The organism is Rhodoferax sp., from assembly GCF_012927445.1.
Classification (GTDB): domain Bacteria; phylum Pseudomonadota; class Gammaproteobacteria; order Burkholderiales; family Burkholderiaceae_C; genus Rhodoferax.
Map to the genome: position 1 here is coordinate 193,377 of NZ_JABBPD010000002.1, position 20,513 is coordinate 213,889.

A 20,513-nucleotide genomic window follows, 5' to 3' on the forward strand; every position below is an offset into this window, starting at 1 on the left:
AATAAGGCCCCTGGTCTGGACGGTCAGTAGACCGGTTGGTAGCGCATGACCGTGGCCTTGACCTCGTCCGTCAGCGCAAAGCCGTCCCCGAACCGGGCCGCCAGTTCATCCGCCCGTTTGACAAAGGCCGGCACGCCCATGCCATAGATGAACTGCATGGCGCCACCGGTCCAGGCCGGAAAACCAATGCCGAAGATGGAGCCAATGTTGGCGTCATGCACGCTGGTCAGCACGTTTTCGTTCAAACAGCGTGCCGTTTCCACCGCCTGCCGGTAGAGCAGACGATCTTTCAGGTCGGTGATGTCCCAGGCCATGTCGGGTTTTTCAAACAGCGGTTTGAGTTGTGGCCACAGGGATTTTTTGACGCCTTTCACGCTGGGATAGTCGTAGAAGCCACCGCCTCCGGCCCGGCCTGGCCGCTTGAACTCTTTCACCATGCGCTCGACCAGCAGTTCCCCCGGGCTGGCGGCATAAATTTTGCCCTCGGCCGCCAAGTCGGAACGGGTTTGCTCGGTCACATGCAGGCTCAAAGTCAGCGCCGTTTCGTCCAGTACCGCCAGCGGTCCGACCGGCATGCCGCACTGGAGGCCGGCGTTTTCAATCGCTGCCGCCGGGATGCCTTCGCCCAGCATGGCCGCACCTTCCATGACGAAGGTGCCAAACACGCGGCTGGTAAAGAAGCCGCGTGAATCGTTCACCACAATCGGGATCTTGCCGATGGCCTGCACGTAATCAAAGGCACGGGCCACGGTGTCGTCGCTGGTTTGCTGGCCGCGGATGATCTCCACCAGCTTCATCTTGTCCACCGGGCTGAAGAAATGAATGCCGATGAATTTATCTGCTGCGACGCTCGCTGCGGCCAGACCACTGATCGGCAAGGTGGAGGTGTTCGACGCAAAAAAACCACCCGGCGCCAGCATCGGCTCGGCCTCTTGCGTGACGCGGGCCTTGAGCTCGCGATTTTCAAACACCGCCTCAATGATCAGGTCACACCCGGCCAGGTCCGCCAGTTGGTCGGTGGCGTGGATGCGTGCCAGCACCTGCTGTTGCTCGACGGCACTGATGCGGCCCTTGTCCACGCGAGCCTGCGTGAGCTTGGCGCTGTAGGCTTTGCCGGCGTCGGCCTTGTCCTGGCTGACATCCTTGAGCACGGTGGCGATGCCTTTGCTGGCCTGCGCGAAGGCAATGCCGGCGCCCATCATGCCGGCACCCAGCAAACCCACTTTGGTGGGCTTGAAGCGCGCTGACTGGCCAGGGCGCGACTGACCGCTCTTGATGGCGTTCAGATTGAAGAAGAAGGTGTTGATCATGGCGCGGGCGTTGCGGCCGGTCATCAGCTTGGCGAGAGCGCGGCTTTCAATGCGCAGGGCGGTCGGCAAGTCCACCTGCAGTCCTTCCACCATGCAGGCCAGGATGGCCTCGGGGGCGGGAAACAGACCGCGTGTTTTTTGTCGGATCACGGCGGGTGCCAGCACCAGCAGGTTGGCCAGCTTGGGATTGGCCGGTGTACCGCCGGGCACCTTGTAGTCCTTCTCGTCCCACGGGTGCTGGGCGCTGGGGTTGCTGGCAATCCAGGCCAGGGCCCGGTTGCGCAGGTCGGTGGCCACCTGGTCAGACGGGGCGATCAGTTCATGCACCAGCCCCAGGACTTTCGCTTCTGTTGGCGAGAAGGTTTTGCCCTCCACCAAATAAGGCTGGGCACCGACCAGGCCGAGGTGGCGCGTCATTTTGGTGACGCCGCCGGCGCCGGGCAACAAGCCCAGCGTCACTTCGGGCAGGCCGAACTGGATCTTGCGGTCGTCCACCGCAATGCGGTAGTGGCCGACCAGCGCCACTTCCCAGCCTCCGCCCAAGGCCGTGCCGTTCAGGCAACTCACCACCGGCTTGCCCAATGACTCGAGGGTATGAAAGCTCTTTTTAACCCCTTCAATTTCAGTGAACAGGGCGCTGGCATCCGCGGCGCTCAGGCGCATCACCGACTTCAGGTCCGCCCCGGCAAAAAAGGTCGATTTGGCGGAAGCCAAAATAATGCCCTTGATGGTGTCCTTGTCGCGGGTCACCTGTGCCGCCAGCGCCGTCATGTCTTGCTGCCACTGCTGGCTCATGGTGTTGACGACCGAGCCCGGCTCGTCAAAGGTGATGGTGGCAATGCCGTCTTGCAGTTCGTATCGGATGGTTTTCATTAGATTCTTTCAACAATGGTGGCAATCCCCATGCCACCGCCAACGCACAACGTGGCCATGCCGTAGCGCAGCTTGCGGCGATGCAACTCGTCAATCAGGGTGCCCAAAATCATGGCGCCGGTGGCCCCCAGCGGGTGGCCCATGGCAATGGCGCCACCGTTGACGTTGACCTTTTCAAAGGGCACGTTCATTTCTTTCATGAAGCGCATCACCACCGCGGCAAAGGCTTCGTTCACTTCAAACAGGTCAATCTGCTCAATGGTCAACCCGGCCTTGGCCAGCGCCTTGCGGGCGGCGGGCATGGGGCCGGTCAGCATGATGGTGGGGTCGGCACCGCTGAGTGCGGCGGCCACAATGCGGGCGCGTGGCGCGAAGCCGTGGATCTTGCCGGCAGCCTCCGAGCCAATCAGCACCGCCGCGGCGCCATCGACCAGACCGGACGAATTGCCGGCGTGGTGCACATGGTGGATGCGCTCCACCTGCGGATAACGGGAGAGGGCGATTTGATCGAAACCCATGCCGCCCATCTGCTCAAACGACGGTTTCAGCGAACCCAGGCCTTCCAGCGTGGTGTTCGGCTTGATGAACTCGTCCTGCGCCAGAATGACCTGGCCCAGAACGTCTTTCACCGGAACGATCGAGCGCGTGAAATAGCCGCTTTCACGCGCCTGGGTGGCGCGCTTTTGCGATTCCAGCGCGAAGGCATCCACATCCTGGCGCGAAAAGCCGCCCAAGGTTGCAATCAAGTCGGCGCCAATGCCTTGCGGCACAAAGCCGGTGGCGATACTGGTTTCCGGGTCCATGGCCCAGGCGCCGCCGTCCGCGCCAATTGGCACGCGGCTCATGCTCTCCACACCGCCGGCCACCACCAGGTCTTCCCAGCCGGAGCGCACTTTTTGCGCTGCCAGGTTGACGGCTTCCAGGCCCGAGGCGCAAAAGCGGTTGATTTGCACCCCCGAGCAGGTGAAGTCCCACCCGGCCTTGAGCGCTGCCACTTTGGCAATCACGGCGCCCTGTTCGCCCACCGGCGACACCACGCCCATCACCACGTCGTCCACTTTCGAGGTGTCGAAGTCATTGCGGCGCTGCAGTTCGGTCAGCACACCGGCCAACAGATTGACGGGTTTGACTTCAAACAGGCTGCCGTCCTTCTTACCCTTGCCACGCGGGGTGCGGATGGCGTCATACACAAAAGCTTCGGTCATGGGTCGATCCTGATGAGTTGGGGACAGAATGTGCTCAGCAAGCGCGTTGCTGCGGACTGTCCCACAAGGTTTGACATTGAAAAATAGGGTGCAAAAAAATTATGTACTGCGAAATACTGGAATGCAGTATATTTCTTTTCACAAAGCAACTGCTTTGTATTATTAATATAACTTTCGTCAAGCAGGTGCCACCATGATTCAGCGAACCCTTTTTACGTCCGACCACGAGGCCTTTCGCGATAGCTTTCGCCGTTTTATGGACAAGGAAATTGCGCCTTTTCATGCGGATTGGGAAGAGCAGGGCTATGTGGACCGCGCGGTGTGGAACAAGGCCGGCGAGAACGGCTTTTTGTGCATGACGATGCCCGAGGAATACGGCGGTGCCGGCGCTGACAAACTGTTTTCGGTGGCGCAGATGGAGGAGCTCAGCCGCGGCGGCTTCTCCGGCATTGGCTACTTCTTGCACAGCGAGATCGTGGCGCCGTACCTTTTGCACTATGGCACCGAGGAGCAAAAGAAGAAGTACCTGCCCAAAATGGCCAGCGGCGAGATGATTGGCGCCATTGCCATGAGCGAGCCGGCGGCGGGGTCCGACCTGCAGGGCATCAAGACCACCGCCATCCAGCAGCCGGACGGCAGTTATCTGCTTAACGGCAGCAAAACCTTCATCACCAACGGCTGGCATGCCGACTTGGTGATTGTGGTGGCCAAAACCAACCCGGCCGCCGGTGCCAAGGGCACCAGCCTGCTGCTGGTGGAGCGCGGCATGGCTGGTTTTTCAGTCGGCAAGCGGCTGAAAAAACTGGGCATGAAAGCGCAGGACACCTCTGAACTCTTTTTTGACAATGTGCGCGTCCCGGCGGCCAATTTGCTGGGCGGGCCAGCGCAGGAAAACCGCGGTTTCATCTGCCTGATGGAGCAGCTGCCGTGGGAGCGCCTGCAAATTGCCATCAGCGCCGTCGCCGCCTCGCAGGCCGCGATCGACTGGACGGTGGACTATGTCAAAGAGCGCAAAGTGTTTGGCCAGCCGGTGGCCTCGTTCCAGAACACGCGCTTCACGCTGGCCGAACTGCAAACCGAGGTGCAGGTGGCACGCGTGTTTGTCGATAAATGCACCGAACTGCTGCTGGCCAACACCCTCGACACCGCCACCGCCAGCATGGCCAAGTACTGGTGCAGCGATTTGCAGTGCAAGGTGATGGACGAGTGCGTGCAGTTGTTTGGCGGCTACGGCTACATGTGGGAATACCCGATCACCCGCGCCTACGCCGACGCCCGCGTGCAGCGCATCTACGGCGGCACCAACGAGATCATGAAAGAGGTGATTACGCGGTCGATGGGCTTGGGAGGAAAATAACGCCTCTACCGCACAAAGTCTCCGGAACCATGCCCACACTTCTCAGCCTCCAGAGCGCGGCCGCGCGCCGCGTTCAAATCAACGGCCGCGCCATCCTGACGGCCATTCACAAACTGCCGGTGTCGGGCGCGGTGCCGGTCATGCGCCTGGGCCTGGCCGGCGACGAACAGGCTGATTTATCGGTGCATGGCGGGCTGGACAAAGCGGTGTATGCCTACCCCAGTGATCATTACCCGTTCTGGCGCGAGGCCCGCGCCCAAGCCGGGGTATCCGGCATTGACGATGCCCTGCCATTTGGCTCGGTCGGCGAGAACCTGACCTTGCAAGGCGTGCTGGAGACCGACGTGTGGGTGGGTGATGTGCTCAAGTTCGCCCAGTGTGAGTTGCGCGTCACTTTGCCGCGCGAGCCTTGCTACAAATTCAATGCCGCCATGGGTTTCAATGGCGCCGTTAAAGCCATGGCACAAAGCGGGTTCTGCGGCTTTTATCTGGCGGTGGACCAACCCGGCACCCTCAGCGCTGGCGAATTTTTTGAACTGGTCCCCGGCCCGCGGCGCTTGTCGATCACCGAGTCGTTCAACGCCAAGATGTTCAAACACATGCGATAACTCCCGGACGGGTAGACAGACCCAGCGAACGTCCGCTGACGTTTGGCAGAAATTGATGCTTTATTGTCATTTGAGACAGTGCAATCTTTGCGAGACTTTGTCGCTTCAACCATCACCAGGCAAGCGACATGAACCGCACTGCAATTCAATCCCCTCCCTCAGAGTCCACCATTGGCTGGCGCAATGCGCGCGTATTGGCGGTGTGCCAGGCCCTGTTTATTTCTGCCATGTCGATCAATCTGACCTTGACCGGTCTGGTCGGTTACACGCTGGCAGGCAACAAGGCTTACGCAACCTTGCCGTTTTCATTGATCACTGTGGCGGCCGCATTGACCACGGTTTTTGCTTCGCTGTGGATGCAGCGCATCGGTCGCCGTCTCGGCTTTGCGGCGGGGGCGCTGGTTTGTGCGGTCGGTGGTTTGGTCTCGATCGGGGCCATCATGCGAGGCGATTTCGTGCTGTTCTGTGTCGGTACGGCCTGCATGGGTGTGTTTCAGGCGTTTGCTCAGTACTACCGATTGGCAGCGGCTGATGGCGTGAGCCTTGACCGTAAAAGTAAAGCCATCTCATTGGTGATGACCGGCGGCGTGATTGCCGCCGTGCTGGGGCCGCTGGTTGCGCAATGGAGCCGCGGCGCCGTCCCCGGCAATGCGTTTGCCGGGGCCTATGCCGTGGTTACTTTGCTGGGCCTTTTGACCGTCATCGTGCTGATGTGGCAGTACCAGGACTTGCAACGGCCGCGCAGCACGCTTCGGGTATCTCCTGCTGAAAGTGAAACCACGCGGCAGGACCAGATACGGCCAATGCGTGTTATTTTGAGTCAGCCCATCTTCATCGCAGCATTGGCGAACAACCTGATCGGTTATGCGGTGATGATGTTCATCATGACGGCGACGCCCTTGGCCATGATCAACTGCAACTACGGCATCGACGACAGCGTGAGCGTGATTCAATGGCATCTGGTGGCGATGTATGCGCCTTCTTTTTTCACCGGCTGGTTGATTCAACGTTATGGCGTGACGATGGTTCTGTTGACGGGTACCGCGCTGTGCGGACTGTGCGTTGCGTTGGCCGGTATGGCCAACGATCTGGCCAATTTTTATCTGGCGCTGCTGTGCCTTGGTTTGGGCTGGAACTTTATGTTTGTCGGCGGCACCACCCTGCTGGCCAGAGCCTATCGTCCCGGTGAACAAGGCAAGGCGCAGGCGACCAGCGAATTCTCGACCTTTGCCGCAACGGCGCTGGCCTCGCTGGGCGCGGGGCAGTTGCTGATTCACATGGGGTGGGCGAACATGAACATGGCGGTTTTGCCTTTGCTGGCACTGTCCGCAGTGGCAACCCTGACGTGGGCTTGGCAGGAGCGCCGCGCGTCATTGCAATTGACCTGATTTTTTGAGAACTTGAACAATGTCCCACCCACGGCTTATCGTATTTTTGCTCTATGACAGTGTCAACGTGCTGGATGTCACGGGGCCGTTGGAAGTTTTTTCGCAACCCTGTCGCATGGTCGATGTCAGCCAGGCCCCGTATCGAATTAAGGTGATATCGCTGGCCGGTGGTGCGGTGCGCACGTCATCAGGTCTGTCCCTGATCACCGAGCCGATCAGCGCCTTGGACGCAGAAGTGGTCGATACGTTGATCATCCCGGGCGGGGGGCCTAATTTCCAACCTTTTGCGTCGCCACCCGTGGTGGATTGGATTGCCGGCATGGCCCCGCGCGTCAGGCGTTTGTGTTCGGTTTGCACCGGTGCCTTTGCATTGGCGCAAGCCGGACTGCTGGCGCATCGCCGTGCCACCACACACTGGCTGGCCATCGATGAATTGCGCCGGGTTGAACCTCTGGTTCGCCTGGAACAAGATGCGCTTTATGTCTGCGATGAAAATATATGGACGTCAGCCGGTGTGTCGGCCGGCATTGACCTGGCGTTGGCTTTGATGGAGGCGGACCTGGGTCATACCCTGGCGATGCAGGTGGCGCGTCGAATGGTCGTTTTTTTAAAGCGGCCCGGCGGGCAATCGCAGTTCAGCGTGCCGCTGTTCAAGCAAACGGCGGATGACAGTTTTTCAGACCTGCACGCCTGGATGGCCAGCCATTTGCGCGATGATTTATGTGTGGAAATTCTGGCGGAACAGGTGAACATGACGACCCGTACCTTTGCCCGTTTGTATGCCAGCAAAGTCAAACGAACACCGGCTCGAAGCGTAGAAGCCATGCGGCTGGAGGCTGCGTGCGGCATGCTGGAGATCAGCCATGTGCCGCTCAAGCGGATCGCAAGCGAGTGCGGTCTGGGCAATGAACAAAATCTGCGCAGGGCTTTTGTGCGGCAATTTGGCATCAACCCGCTGGACTACCGCGCACGTTTTTCGGCCTGACCAGCGCTCGTCGCAAGACGATTTCAAGTGACAATCTGATGCTATTGAATAAATAGCTTGATAGGCATGAAGGACGAGGGCTAGAGCCCTGTTTACCTCGTAAGAAGAGACTCGATCTGCACATCCTTCTCCCGCCACATTTGCTGTACCCATTGCTGGTACGCCTCGCGCACGGCGGGGTCTCCCGCGTAATCGCCTTGCACCAGGTGTTGGGGAATGGGCAGCGGCCGCACGCGAACAGTGACCCGTTTGAGTTTGCCTGTCAGAAATTGCCAAAAATCGACCGGACCGTCCGGATAAACAATCGTCACATCAAGAATGGCCTGGAATTTGTCGCCCATCGCGTTCAGCGCCAGCGCCATGCCGCCGGCCTTGGGCTTTAACAAATGCTTGTACGGTGATTTCTGCCGCAAATGTTTGGTAGGCGTAAAGCGCGTGCCCTCCAAAAAATTCATCACGCTGGTGGGAATCCGGGCAAATTTTTCGCAGGCCTTGCGGGTGGTGGCTTGGTCTTTGCCCCGCATTTCGGGGTGTTTTTTCAAAAATTCTTCACTGTGGCGTCGCATGAACGGAAAATCCAGCGCCCACCAGGCCAGGCCCATGATTGGCACCCAGATCAGTTGCTGCTTGAGAAAGAACTTGAGCAGCGGAATGCGCCGGTTGAACAAGTGCTGCAGCACCAGAATGTCCACCCAGGACTGGTGGTTGCAGTTCACCAGGTACCAACTGCGGTAGTTCAGGCCGTCAATACCTTGCACATCCCAAGTGATGCGCTGCGTCAGCGCCATCCAGCCGCTGTTGCCCGAAATCCAGGATTCAGCGATGCGCAAAATGAGCGGGTCAATCATCAGGCGCACCCTTTTGGCCGGAATGATCAGTTTGATGATGGCAAAAACCAGCAGTATCGGCACCCAAAACAGCACGTTGAGCACCATCAGCAAGGTCGCGATCAGGCCCACCAAGGGCGCAGGCAAAAAATTAAGCATGTGATTTCATTTCTGGATTCCAGGTGGATGAGTTGCGGGTGTCGCTCGGGCGGAAGCCGCCAACGCCGCTGAACTGCGCAATTTGCTGGGTCAACGCTAGCAAGGACCCTATTTTTGTGGCGGATGCACGCAACCGCCACAAAATTCCATTCCGACGCCCCTCTCTGAGCCGGGTGCTGTTGCTGCCACCGGCGATGTCATAACCACGGGCATTCGTCATGCCCGGCGCAGCGGCCTCAATTGCCCGCAAGTTTTCAACAAATTTCAAGGTAAAAGCTACGGCCTGCCTGGAGGGCCGCCATTCTTCGAGTTTTGAAATCCAGACCATGCTGATGGCGCACATACCCACGTCGCGCCCGTGGTACGACCGCTCGCAGCCAATCAGCAGCAGGGCACCCGCCAGATTCAGAAAAACAAGGAAGTTGACGGTAACGATGGGCTCGGACCAAAAGGCGAGAAGTGTTTCAAAAGTTGGCATTCTGTAACCATAACGCATTTTTGGCCATGAATGCCGTGACCCCAATGCCTGTCAAGTACCCCTTTAAAAGGCGCCGCCATGCGTAAAACCTTACACTGGTGGGTTGCCCCCTTATGTACTTTTTATGAACGCCCCCGTTGACGTCTCCTTTTTCGCGCGTGCCGCCAAGCCGCTGACCAGCTACCGCAAGTACTGGGCAGCCCGTTTCGGCACGTCCAAATTTCTGCCCATGAGCCGCGCCGAGATGGACAAGTTGGGCTGGGACAGCTGCGACATCATTCTGGTGACCGGTGACGCCTATGTGGATCATCCCAGTTTTGGCATGGCGGTGATTGGCCGCATGCTGGAGGTGCAGGGTTTTCGGGTTGGCATCATCGCCCAGCCCGACTGGCAAAGTGCCGACCCCTTCAAGGTGCTGGGCAAGCCTAATTTGTTCTGGGGTGTGACCGCGGGCAACATGGATTCCATGATCAACCGCTACACGGCTGACCGCAAAATCCGCAGTGACGATGCCTACACGCCGGGCGATGTCGGTGGCAAACGGCCGGACCGCGCCGCCATTGTCTACAGCCAGCGCTGCCGTGAAGCCTACAAAGACGTGCCGATTATTCTGGGTGGTATCGAAGGCTCGCTGCGCCGTATTGCGCACTATGACTACTGGTCCGACAAGGTGCGACGCTCAATCGTGGTCGACGCCAAGTGCGACTTGCTGCTCTACGGTAACGCCGAGCGGGCACTGGTCGAGATCGCCCACCGCCTGGCCGCCAAAGTGCCGGTGGAACAGATTACCGATGTGCGCGGCACCGCCTTTGTGCGCCGCACCGATGACGAAACCGGCAAAGGCTGGTTCGAGATTGATTCCACCAGCGTGGACGAGCCGGGCCGGGTCGAGGCGCAAATCAACCCGTACCAGACCACCAGTGAGCAGGCGGCCGGGCAGGGCAGCTCTTGTGCCAAAGAAGACGGCCAGCAAAATGCTATTAATAACGTAGCTGCTAGCGCAGGTTCGACGGGGGCTACCGGCCTGAATGACTCAAATAGTGAAGTCAATCCCGTGATCAAGCCGCTGACTTTTGTGCCGAATCCGGCCTTGTACGGCAAGGGCAGCGTCAAGGTGCCACCGCGCGATCGCTCGGTGATTCGTCTGCCCAGCTACGAGCAGGTCAAAAGCGATGCCGTGCTCTATGCCCACGCCAACCGCGTGCTGCATCTGGAAACCAACCCCGGCAACGCGAGAGCCCTGGTGCAGGCGCACGGCGAGGGCGTGACGGCGCGCGATGTCTGGATCACACCCCCGCCGATTCCGCTGACCACGGCGGAGATGGACTTCGTGTTTGATCTGCCCTACGCACGCAGCCCGCACCCCAGCTACGCGGATGAGGCGGGCAACCATGACGGTGCCACCAAAATCCCGGCGTGGGAGATGATCCGTTTCAGCATCAACATCATGCGCGGCTGTTTTGGTGGCTGCACCTTCTGCTCCATCACCGAACACGAAGGCCGCATCATCCAGAGCCGTTCGGAAGAATCGGTGATCCGTGAGATTGAAGACGTGCGCGACAAGGTCAAGGGCTTTACCGGCACCATCTCCGACTTGGGCGGCCCGACGGCCAATATGTACCGGCTGGGTTGCCGCAGCCCCGCGATTGAAGCGGCCTGCCGCAAACCGAGCTGCGTCTACCCCGGCATTTGCCAAAACCTGGGCACGGACCACGCGCCACTGATCAAAATTTACCGCCGTGGTCGGGCCCTCAAAGGCATCAAGAAAATCCTGATCGGCTCCGGCGTGCGCTATGACCTGGCGGTGCAAAGCCCTGAGTACGTCAAAGAACTGGTGACGCACCACGTCGGCGGCTACCTCAAGATTGCGCCCGAGCACACCGAGCAGGGCCCGCTGACCAAGATGATGAAGCCGGGCATCGGCACCTACGAAAAGTTCAAAACGCTGTTTGACAAGTTCACGCTGGAAGCGGGCAAAAAGCAGTTTTTGATCCCGTACTTCATCGCCGCCCACCCCGGCACCAGCGACGAAGACATGATGAACCTGGCGGTCTGGCTGAAGAAAAATGGCTTTCGCGCTGACCAGGTGCAGACGTTTTACCCCTCGCCCATGGCCACTGCCACGGCGATGTACCACACCAACAAAAACCCGTTGCGCAAGATCACGCGCGACAGCGAAACGGTGGACATCGTGCGCGGCGAGCGCCGCCGCCGCCTGCACAAAGCCTTTTTGCGCTACCACGATGCCAACAACTGGCCGCTGCTGCGTGAGGCGCTGAAAACGATGGGCCGCGCTGACCTGATCGGCAATGGCAAACACCATTTGATCCCGACCTTTCAGCCGCTGACCGATGGCAACTACACCAGCGCGCGGCGCAAAAATTCCACCGCCGTGGCAGCCAAACCGGCGACGGTCAACCCCGTCAAGGAAGGCCGTTTGCTGACGCAGCACACCGGTTTGCCACCGCGTCAAAACGGTGCCGGACGTGTCGCTGGCACGGCAGCCAAAAAGCTGCGCTAACGCTTGTTTTATAGCCAAATAGACCGCTAGCCCTTGCGGGCTATGCGTACTTAGCTATAAATCTAATAGCTGATTTGCGGTCAAGCCGCCGGGGCTCTTTGCAGCTTGATATTGGCGGCGAGGCCACCTGAGGTCGTATTGCTCAGGACAAAAGTCCCGCCCATGCTCGAAATGGTCTTTTCGACAATGGCCAGACCCAAGCCGGCGCCGTTGGCGGCAGTGCGGGCCGCTTCGCCGCGATAAAACGGCTTGGTCAAGTTGGCCAGCTGTTCGGTCGAGACGCCCATGCCGTGGTCGCGCACCCGGAGCATCACCCATTTGTCGCGCGCCTTGGCGGCAATGTCCACCACGGCAACGCCGGTGTCCAGGGACTTGCCATAACGGCGGGCATTTTCCAGCAGGTTGGTGATGACGCGGCCCAGTTCGACCTCGTCGGCGAGCACGATCAGGTCATCCGACAGGTCCAGGTTGAAGCGCATGTCGGTCCGGTTGCGCACACTGAAAAGACAGGCCTCAATGACTTCGCGCAGCGGGACGGACGTCAGGTTGACGTTGCCGGGCCGTGCGTAATCCAGAAACTTGCCAATGATGGCGTCGAGCTGTGCAATATCGGCGGCCATGTTGGCGCGTGCTTCGATGTCCGAGACGCTGAGTTCGGTCTCCAGCCGCAAGCGGGCCAGCGGAGTGCGCAGGTCGTGCGAGATGCCGGCCAGCATGATGGCCCGGTCCTGTTCAATTTTCGCCAACTTTTGGGTCATGCGATTAAAGCCAATATTCACGTCTCTTATCTCACTGGTTGCCACGGTTTCGTCCAGCGAGCTGGCGTGAAAATCGCCGTCGCGTACGCGGCCGGCCGCAAACGACAGCTGCTTGAGTGGCTGGTTGATCAGACGGGCAATCAGGGCCGCTCCGGCCAGCGACAGTGCGGCGGCCGTTGTTAACCAGATCATCCAGGTGCTGCCGGCCGCGCGGTTGAAGCGGGCGCGATCGGTGCGCATCCAGTAGTTGTCACCGTCGATGGTGAACCCGACCCACAGCCCTTCGGTATGGTTAACGCTGTTGGCCACCACCGTGCCGGGGCCAAGGCGGGCGGTGAGTTCCAGCGAAATGCGCTGGCCGAGCGCATCGGTGTCAAACGGCTCATACAAGTCACCGGGTTCGCGCGGAACAATGCGCACGCCTTCTTCCTCGGTCATGGTCTTGATCAGGGACACCCGGTTGATGGCGTCGGAGTGAATCAGGGCGGCGCGACTCAGGTTGACCAGTGACGCGATTTGTTGCGCGGTCTGGATGGCGCGCGGTTCAAACTCCAGCGCGCGCAGCGATTGCAGCCAGGCCAGAACGCTGCCAATCAACAGCAGGGCCAGTAGAAAAAAAGTACGCCAGAACAGACTCAAGCCCAGCCGTGTTATCGCCTTGAGGCCCCGGGGGGCGGGGGGCTCCAGCGGCATCGGGCTGGTGAGGTCGTGCTGCGTTGTTGTTTGCGTTGCTGTCAATGTGTTCAACCCGCGCCATCTGGAACAAATACATAGCCAACACCCCAAACGGTTTGAATGTAGCGGGGGGCGGCGGGGTCGACTTCGACCAGTTTGCGCAAGCGCGAGACCTGCACATCCAGACTGCGGTCAAAGGGTTCAAACTCGCGACCACGTGCCAGTTGGGCCAGTTTTTCGCGGGACAACGGCTGGCTCGGATGGCGTACCAGTGCCTTCAGCATGGCGAATTCGCCAGTTGTCAGAGGCAGGTCTTCGGTGTCTTTGCGCAGCGTGCGGGCACCCAGGTCAAAAGTGAATGGCCCGAACGCCACGACATGGTTATCGGTCGATGGCGAGCCTGGTGCTTCGGGCACGGGGCGCCGGCGCAGCACGGCATTGATACGGGCCAGCAGTTCACGCGGGTTGAAGGGCTTGGCCAGGTAGTCGTCGGCGCCGACCTCCAGGCCAACAATGCGGTCCACATCCTCGCCTTTGGCGGTCAGCATGATGATGGGTGTGCGGTCGTTGGCGGCGCGCAGGCGCCGGCAGATCGACAGGCCGTCTTCGCCGGGCATCATCAGGTCCAGCACGATCAGGTCAACCGGTTCACGCAGCAGGATGCGCGTGAGGGACTTGCCATCTTCGGCCTGCAGAACGTCAAAACCCTCCTGCGTCAGGTAACGGCGCAGCAGGTCGCGGATGCGCGCGTCATCGTCGACGACCATGATCTTGTCATTTCTAATAGAAGCTTGGCTCATGTGTGCATCACCTAATATGTAACAGAGGCCATTTTGCAGGGTTAACGGGGCGAATTCCCGAATTAGCGGCCGCTGCTGACATACTGTTACAGAAGTTGCCCCGGCACGCAAGCCCAAGCAATAGCAATGTGATCGCCAGCATGTGATTTGGCGTTATGTTCTGACTATGAAAAATATATTGTTTTTTCTCCTTATCTCTTTGTCCGTGGTGGGTGCCTGGGCTCAGCCGCCAGCCAGCCGCGACCCGACGACGGCCGAGCCGTCTGCGGCAGAGCAGCGGCGGGCGGAATTGCGGTCGGCGCTGAAAGCCCAGCGGGCACGAGATGCCCAGGAGCGCAAGGATCAATCGCTTGAAGTTGCCCCGGCCTTCCGCCATTTGTCCGATCAGGAGCGGGCCGACCTGCGCCAGCAATTGCGTCCGCCGCGGCGAGAAACCAGACCGGAGCGTCAATGAGGCGTTCTTGCGACTGTGAACCCGATTTTTCAAGGAGAAGTGATTTTGAATCTTGCTACTAAAATAATAGCTACTTGTGTACTGGTGACGGCGGCCAGTGTCAGTTTTGCTCAAAAAAATGTGAACCCGCCTCTGCAGAACGTCGTTCAACTCTCCGCCAATGGTTCGGTCGAGGTTCAGCAGGATTTGCTGTCGATTGTCATGAGCACCAGCTTCAATGGCCCCGACGCCGATGCAGTGCAAAGTCAACTCAAGACCGCAATGGATGCGGCACTGGCCGAAGCCAAAAAGGCGGCTAAACCGGGGCAGCTGGACGTGCGTACCGGTAACTTTAGCTTGTCTCCGCGCTATGGCCGCGATGGCAAACCCAGCGGCTGGCAGGGCTCGGCCGAGCTGATCCTCGAAGGGCGTGATTTCACCCGCATCAGCAGTACCGCCGGAAAGATTCAGACCTTGACGGTTGCCAACGTGAGTTTTGGCCTGAGTCGGGAGCAGCGTGCCAAGGTGGAAGGTGATGCGCAAGTGATTGCCATTGAAAGCTTCAAGACCCGCGCGACGGAGATTGCCCGTAGTTTTGGCTTTGCCGGCTATACCCTGCGGGAAGTCAATGTCAGTGCCAATGAGCAGGATTTTTCACCACGGCCGCGGATGATGGCGATGGAGGCCAGGGCGGCGACGGCTGATGCGCCGGTGCCGGTCGAGGCTGGCAAGGCTTCCGTCGTGATCATCGTGTCGGGGACTGTGCAACTGAAATAGAGCGCGCAAGTCGCAGGTTAACCCCCGTTCGGATTGGTGCCCCGGCGGTACATAATCCGACAAACGTCAATTCGGGGGAGATTGCGATTGGTCATTGAGCTCATCAAAGGAGTCGCACTGCTGCTGGCACTTAGTTTGCTGCAGAGTATCAATAGCCGCTTCTGGCATGACCGCCAAACAGCCGGCAAAGTGTCCTCCGGTGTTCTCTTTGGGGTGATTTGCATTGTGGGCATGATGACCCCCATCGTGCTCACACCGGGTGTGATTTTTGATGCCCGCTCGGTGGTTCTCAGCATGGCCGGCCTGTTTGGCGGGCCGCTGGTGGCTGGGGTGGCGGCGATCATCGCGGGGGGGTACCGGCTCTGGCTTGGTGGCCTCGGCGTTGATGTGGGGCTGCTCGTGGTGCTCAGTAGCGTCACGCTTGGCTTGCTTTTGCGCCATGCCGTTGCCCGGGGCTGGGCCAAAGTGGGGGTGTGGCAACTCCTGGTGTTTGGCTTTGTGGTCCATCTGTTTGTGGTTTTGCTTTTTACCCAGTTGCCGGCTGGGGTTGCCCCGCAAGTGCTGGCCAGTGTGTCGCTGCCGCTGCTGCTGACTTTCACCCCCGCCACGTTATTTTTGGGCTTGTTGCTGCGGGATGGTGTGCATCGTGCAGAAACCGAACAGGCCCTGCGCGAATCCGAGGCCCGGTTTCGCAGTCTGCTGCAAGATATTCCTGGCGTCGCGGTTCAGGGCTACGGGCCGGACGGCACGATTAACTTCTGGAACGCAGCCTCCGAACGGCTGTATGGTTTTAGCGCCGAGGAAGCGATCGGTCGAAAAAAGCTTGACCTCATTATTCCTGTCCGACTGCGCGAAAGTGTCCAGCAGGCGATGCGCCAGATGTTCGAAACCCATCAGGCCATTCCCGCCGCCGAACTGTTGCTGGTGCGCCAGGATGGTTCAGAAGTGCCCGTTTTTTCCAGTCATGGATTTGTGAGCCATTCGGGGGTTGATCCCGAAGTTTTTCGTTTTGATATTGATCTTTCTGAACGCAACCGGACGGAGTCCGAATTGCGTATTGCCGCCGTGGCGTTTGAGGCTCAGGAGGGCATCATCGTGACCGATGCGCAGCAGGTCATTTTGCGCGTCAATAAAGCTTTTACAGACAGTGTCGGTTACACCGAGGCCGAAGCGGTGGGACAGACGCTGGCCCTGATTTATTCGGAGCGGCATGATGACGCGTTTTATGCAGACATCCATCAGCAGTTGCAGCGCAGTGGTCAATGGGCGGGTGAAATCTGGAGTCGGCGCCAGAGTGGCGAGGTTTTTCCACAGTGGATCAACATCACGGCGGTGTGGAACGAGAAAATACAGGTGAGCCATTACGTGGCGACGTTGACGGACATTACGCAACGCAAGGCCGCTGAAGAACATATCCGGCAACTTGCGTTTTTCGACCCGCTGACCGGTCTGCCCAATCGTCGTTTGTTGCTGGACCGTCTGCAGCATGCACTCGCCGTGAGTGGTCGGAACAAGCGCAGTGGCGCTGTGCTGTTCATCGATCTGGACCACTTCAAGACGATTAACGACACGCTGGGCCACGAAAAAGGTGATCTGCTCTTGCAACAGGTTGCCATGCGTCTGTCCGGGTGTATTCGTGAAGGTGACACCGTGGCCCGTCTCGGCGGGGATGAGTTTGTGGTAATGCTGGAAGAGCTTGATGCGGTGCGTGAGATCGCGGCAGACGAGGCCAAAAGCGTGGGCGAAAAGATATTGGCGCTGCTCAACCAGCCCTACCACCTGGTTGATTTTGATTTCCACAGTACCTCCAGCATTGGCGTGGCTTTGTACAGCGGCCAGTCGGTGCCGATGGACGACTTGCTCAAGCAAGCCGATCTGGCGATGTACCAGGCCAAGTCGGACGGACGCAATAGCATGCGATTTTTTGATCCGACCATGCAGGCCTTGGTGAATGCGCGGGCAAAGCTGGAATCCGATTTGCGCGAAGGCATTTTGCAGGGGCAATTCTTGCTCTATTACCAGCCTCAGGTGGATGCGTTCAATCATGTCACGGGCGCGGAAGCACTGCTGCGCTGGCTTCATCCTGGGCGCGGCATGGTGTCGCCGGCCGACTTTATTCCGCTGGCGGAAGAAACCGGGCAAATACTGCCGCTGGGCAATTGGGTGCTGGAGACCGCCTGCGCCCAGTTGTTGGCGTGGGCACAGCAGCCGGCTTGCGCCCAGTTGACCTTGGCGGTCAATGTGAGCGCCCGCCAGTTTCGCGAGCCGGACTTTGCCCACTATTTGCTGGGTCTGCTCGATTACACCGGGGCCGACCCGAAAAAGCTCAAGCTCGAATTGACGGAGAGCGTGCTGGCCGCCAATCTGGAGGACATCGTCAGCAAAATGACGGCGCTGCGAGAGCGGGGCGTCAGTTTTTCACTGGATGATTTTGGGACCGGATATTCCTCGCTGTCCTACCTGAAAAGATTGCCGCTGGACCAGCTCAAGATTGACCAGTCCTTCGTGCGTGATGTCTTGATTGATCCGAACGATGCGGCCATTGCCAAAACCGTTGTTGCGCTGGCCCAGAGCCTGGGGCTGGCGGTGATTGCCGAAGGGGTCGAGACCGAAGCGCAACGAGATTTTCTGGCGCAGCATGGCTGCCACGCTTACCAGGGTTACCTGTTCAGCCGGCCCCTGCCGCTGAATGAATTTGAGCAGTTTTTGGGTTCGGTTTCTGCGTGTATTCCGCTGCCTGTCTGATGGGCCTGTTATCTGGCGGATGGCGCGTTGTGCCGGGAGGCAAAACCGAGGCAATGTCATACTCGGCCCGCTAAATAAACGGTATATTTCGATTTCCCTTGTACACATAGATTCATGGTTTCATTTTCCCCGCTCTCCACTATCAAGAGACTGGCAACCGGCCTGTCCGCGCAGCCGCAACCCGCCATGTTGGGGCGTTTCGAGTTGCGCCGCATCCTGGGTCGGGGTGCCCAGTCGATCGTCTGGCTGGCGTTTGACCCGCGCCTGGAACGCGAGGTGGCCATCAAGCTGATGAAGGTCGGCCATGGCTCCGATGCCTCCGTCATTGCGCAGTGGCTGCAGGAAGCCCGCAGTGTCAGCCGTTTGACACACCCGAACATCGTGCCTGTCTTTGAAGCCGATGTGCAGGAGCAGCAGCCCTACCTGGTGTTTGAATATGTGCCGGGCCAGACCCTGTCCACCTTGCTGGCCAAACGCGGTGCCTTGCCGCCCGCCGAGGCGGTCGCCCTGATGCTGGATGTGCTGGACGCGCTGGTGGTGGCTCATGCCGCCGGGGTGGTACATCGCGATCTGAAACCCTCCAATGTGATGGTTGACGAAGCGGGCCGGGCTCGGGTGATGGACTTCGGCATTGCGGCGCGCATGAATGATTCGAGAGCGGCCGGAGCCCCAGGATTGGCCACGCCAGATGGCGGTACGCCGGGCTATCTGTCACCCGAAGCCGCCCAGGGAAAGCCCGCGACGCCCTTGGTGGATGTTTTTTCAGCCGGGATTGTGTTGACCGAGATGCTCTCGGGCAAGCCGCTCATCGCTGAGGTGGATCCGATGCGGGCCATTTACCGCGTCATTCATGAGCAACTCATGTTGCCCAAGGATTTGAGCGACGCGGTTGACGACCGGTTGCGCGCCATTTTGATGCGCGCGCTGGCCCAAGATCCACAGCAACGGCACCCCAGTGCCAAGGTTTTTCGTGACGAGCTCGCCAACTGGTCGGGGGCCGCAGCCAAAGGCGGTGAAGCCGATAAGCCATCCAATGCCAGCGGGAATAACAGCACGCTTGAGTTTTTGTTGCGCCGTATGCGTCATAAAAGCGATTTTCCGGCCATGTCGGACTCGGTGGTGCGCATTCAGGGCATGGCCACGTCCGAGACCGAGAGCATCGGCAGTGTGACCAACGAAATCTTGAAGGATGTCGCGCTGACCAACAAGCTGTTGCGTCTGGTGAACAGCGTTCATTTCGCCCGCGGTGGCAGCATCAGCACCGTGTCGCGGGCCGTGAGCCTGGTGGGCTTTAACGGTATTCGCAACATGGCGCTCAGTCTGGTACTGCTGGAGCACATGCAGGACAAAGCGCACGCCAATGTGTTGAAGGAAGAGTTTTTGCGTTCCTTGATGGCCGCCTCGATTGCCGGTGAACTGTGTGCTTCGTTACAGGAAAGTGAGGAAGCTTTTATTGGTGCCATGTTCCATAATTTGGGGCGACTGCTGGCCGAGTTTTACTTTCCGGAAGAAGCGCGCACGGTGCGCAGCCTGACTTCATCCACCCGCCAGCCGGTGAGTGAGTCGACCGCTTCTGCCAATGTGCTGGGTTTGAGTTTTGAGGAGATGGGCATGGGCGTGGCCAAAGCCTGGGGCCTGCCTGAAGGTATCCAGCGCTGCATGCGCCGGCCCCTCGGGGAGCCGCCCATGCGCACACCCACGGACCCCGCTGAGCGTCTGCGCTGGATGGCGCTGGCCGCCAATGACATGGCCGACATTCTGTTGCTCACCGATCCCAAGGCCCTGGATGGGCGGCTGGCGCAGATGGCCAAACTCTATGCCCGAACCCTGGGGGTCAGTTCCGGCCAAGTGTTGGTGGCGACCAGCGTCGCCCGCAAAAAACTGATCGAGATGGCGTCGGCCATGGATGTTAATGTACGGCCCGATTCCGCGGCATCCAAGTTGTTGAAATCACCGCAAGAAGATGCCGGGTCGCTCCAGGAGCGCGAAGCGGAGCCACCGGACACCCTGTCGCCGCTTGAGTTGCATGCCACCCAGGCGGTGTTACCGCCGCAGATGAGCGAAGTAGCCGCGCACGATGCGCAACGTGTGGCGCAAATTCTGGCGGCGGGTATTCAGGACATCACCAATGCCATGGTGGAAGACGTCAAGCTGAGCGACCTGTTGCGCATGATTCTGGAAACCATGTTCCGGGCCATGGAATTTCAACGCATCATCTTTTGTATGCGCGACCCCAAAACTGACACTCTGACCGGCCGTTTTGGCTTGGGTCAAGATGTGGAGAGCCTGGTCAAAGTCTTTAACGTGACACTCAAGGCCGGTACGCCGGACTTGTTCACGGCGGTGTGCAGCAAGGGCGCCGACGCCATGATCAGCGATGCCACCGAGGCGCAGATTGCCGGGCGCCTGCCGGTTTGGTATCGCAAGGCGATCAACGCCCCCACTTTTTTGCTGCTGCCGGTGAATATCAAGGGCAAGCCCTTTGGCTTGATTTACGCGGATAAAGCAGCAAAGGGTGGGCTGGTTCTGGACGCCAAAGAACTGGCGTTGATGCAGACGTTGCGCAATCAGGCGGTGATGGCGTTCAAGCAATCGACCTGATTGTTGTGCATGT

Annotated in this window: 15 protein-coding genes; 9 read left to right on the forward strand and 6 right to left on the reverse strand. The window is 59.4% G+C overall.

What is annotated here, in order from left to right; all coding sequences use genetic code 11:
* Positions 1 to 23: 23 nt before the first annotated feature.
* Both HHJ17_RS03610 and HHJ17_RS03615 read right to left on the reverse strand, forming a co-directional pair.
* Positions 24 to 2,183: a 3-hydroxyacyl-CoA dehydrogenase NAD-binding domain-containing protein gene (locus tag HHJ17_RS03610; protein ID WP_296498495.1), complete on the reverse strand. Its 2,160-nt coding sequence runs from the start codon at positions 2,181 to 2,183 to the stop codon at positions 24 to 26.
* Positions 2,183 to 3,388 (reverse strand): acetyl-CoA C-acetyltransferase, encoded by a 1,206-nt coding sequence (locus tag HHJ17_RS03615; protein ID WP_296504995.1) that lies wholly within the window; start codon positions 3,386 to 3,388, stop codon positions 2,183 to 2,185. Before HHJ17_RS03615 ends, HHJ17_RS03610 begins: the two co-directional genes overlap by 1 nt.
* Before the next feature lie 193 nt (positions 3,389 to 3,581).
* Between HHJ17_RS03615 and HHJ17_RS03620 the strand changes: the two genes are divergently transcribed.
* The 4 genes from HHJ17_RS03620 to HHJ17_RS03635 all read left to right on the forward strand — a co-directional run bounded on the left by HHJ17_RS03620 (position 3,582) and on the right by HHJ17_RS03635 (position 7,726).
* The gene (locus tag HHJ17_RS03620) at positions 3,582 to 4,745 is read left to right on the forward strand and encodes an acyl-CoA dehydrogenase family protein (RefSeq protein WP_296504996.1); all 1,164 of its coding nucleotides are present in this window, start codon (positions 3,582 to 3,584) and stop codon (positions 4,743 to 4,745) included.
* A gap of 29 nt (positions 4,746 to 4,774) precedes the next feature.
* Positions 4,775 to 5,353, forward strand: a complete 579-nt coding sequence (locus tag HHJ17_RS03625; RefSeq protein ID WP_296504997.1) for an MOSC domain-containing protein — start codon at positions 4,775 to 4,777, stop codon at positions 5,351 to 5,353.
* A gap of 128 nt (positions 5,354 to 5,481) precedes the next feature.
* On the forward strand, positions 5,482 to 6,741 hold the full coding sequence (locus HHJ17_RS03630) for an MFS transporter (protein WP_296498505.1): 1,260 nt from the start codon (positions 5,482 to 5,484) through the stop codon (positions 6,739 to 6,741).
* Positions 6,742 to 6,760: 19 nt separating this feature from the next.
* Positions 6,761 to 7,726 (forward strand): DJ-1/PfpI family protein, encoded by a 966-nt coding sequence (locus HHJ17_RS03635; RefSeq protein ID WP_296498507.1) that lies wholly within the window; start codon positions 6,761 to 6,763, stop codon positions 7,724 to 7,726.
* A gap of 92 nt (positions 7,727 to 7,818) precedes the next feature.
* Here the strand turns inward: HHJ17_RS03635 and HHJ17_RS03640 are convergent, their stop codons facing one another.
* Together HHJ17_RS03640 and HHJ17_RS03645 are read right to left on the reverse strand one after the other, a co-directional pair.
* Complete coding sequence (locus HHJ17_RS03640) at positions 7,819 to 8,712, reverse strand: acyltransferase (protein ID WP_296498509.1); 894 nt, start codon at positions 8,710 to 8,712, stop codon at positions 7,819 to 7,821.
* On the reverse strand, positions 8,705 to 9,208 hold the full coding sequence (locus tag HHJ17_RS03645) for a hypothetical protein (RefSeq protein WP_296505000.1): 504 nt from the start codon (positions 9,206 to 9,208) through the stop codon (positions 8,705 to 8,707). Before HHJ17_RS03645 ends, HHJ17_RS03640 begins: the two co-directional genes overlap by 8 nt.
* Positions 9,209 to 9,314: 106 nt before the next feature.
* Between HHJ17_RS03645 and HHJ17_RS03650 the strand changes: the two genes are divergently transcribed.
* Positions 9,315 to 11,711 (forward strand): YgiQ family radical SAM protein, encoded by a 2,397-nt coding sequence (locus tag HHJ17_RS03650; protein WP_296505002.1) that lies wholly within the window; start codon positions 9,315 to 9,317, stop codon positions 11,709 to 11,711.
* A gap of 80 nt (positions 11,712 to 11,791) precedes the next feature.
* Here HHJ17_RS03650 and HHJ17_RS03655 read toward each other — a convergent pair whose 3' ends face one another.
* Positions 11,792 to 13,162 (reverse strand): sensor histidine kinase, encoded by a 1,371-nt coding sequence (locus tag HHJ17_RS03655; protein WP_296505048.1) that lies wholly within the window; start codon positions 13,160 to 13,162, stop codon positions 11,792 to 11,794.
* Between the two features lie 50 nt (positions 13,163 to 13,212).
* Positions 13,213 to 13,944: a two-component system response regulator OmpR gene (ompR, locus tag HHJ17_RS03660; protein WP_296505004.1), complete on the reverse strand. Its 732-nt coding sequence runs from the start codon at positions 13,942 to 13,944 to the stop codon at positions 13,213 to 13,215.
* 166 nt (positions 13,945 to 14,110) lie between these two features.
* On the opposite strand from ompR, the gene HHJ17_RS03665 reads away from it, so the two are divergent.
* The 4 genes from HHJ17_RS03665 to HHJ17_RS03680 all read left to right on the forward strand — a co-directional run bounded on the left by HHJ17_RS03665 (position 14,111) and on the right by HHJ17_RS03680 (position 20,500).
* Positions 14,111 to 14,398: a hypothetical protein gene (locus tag HHJ17_RS03665; protein WP_296498522.1), complete on the forward strand. Its 288-nt coding sequence runs from the start codon at positions 14,111 to 14,113 to the stop codon at positions 14,396 to 14,398.
* Between the two features lie 45 nt (positions 14,399 to 14,443).
* Positions 14,444 to 15,154, forward strand: coding sequence for an SIMPL domain-containing protein (locus HHJ17_RS03670; protein WP_296498525.1), 711 nt, complete (start codon positions 14,444 to 14,446; stop codon positions 15,152 to 15,154).
* An 87-nt stretch (positions 15,155 to 15,241) separates the two neighbouring features.
* Positions 15,242 to 17,899 carry an EAL domain-containing protein gene (locus HHJ17_RS03675; protein ID WP_296498528.1) on the forward strand — a complete coding sequence of 886 codons (2,658 nt, stop codon included), beginning with the start codon at positions 15,242 to 15,244 and terminating at the stop codon, positions 17,897 to 17,899.
* A gap of 114 nt (positions 17,900 to 18,013) precedes the next feature.
* On the forward strand, positions 18,014 to 20,500 hold the full coding sequence (locus tag HHJ17_RS03680; RefSeq protein WP_296498531.1) for a serine/threonine protein kinase: 2,487 nt from the start codon (positions 18,014 to 18,016) through the stop codon (positions 20,498 to 20,500).
* Positions 20,501 to 20,513 lie beyond the last annotated feature (13 nt).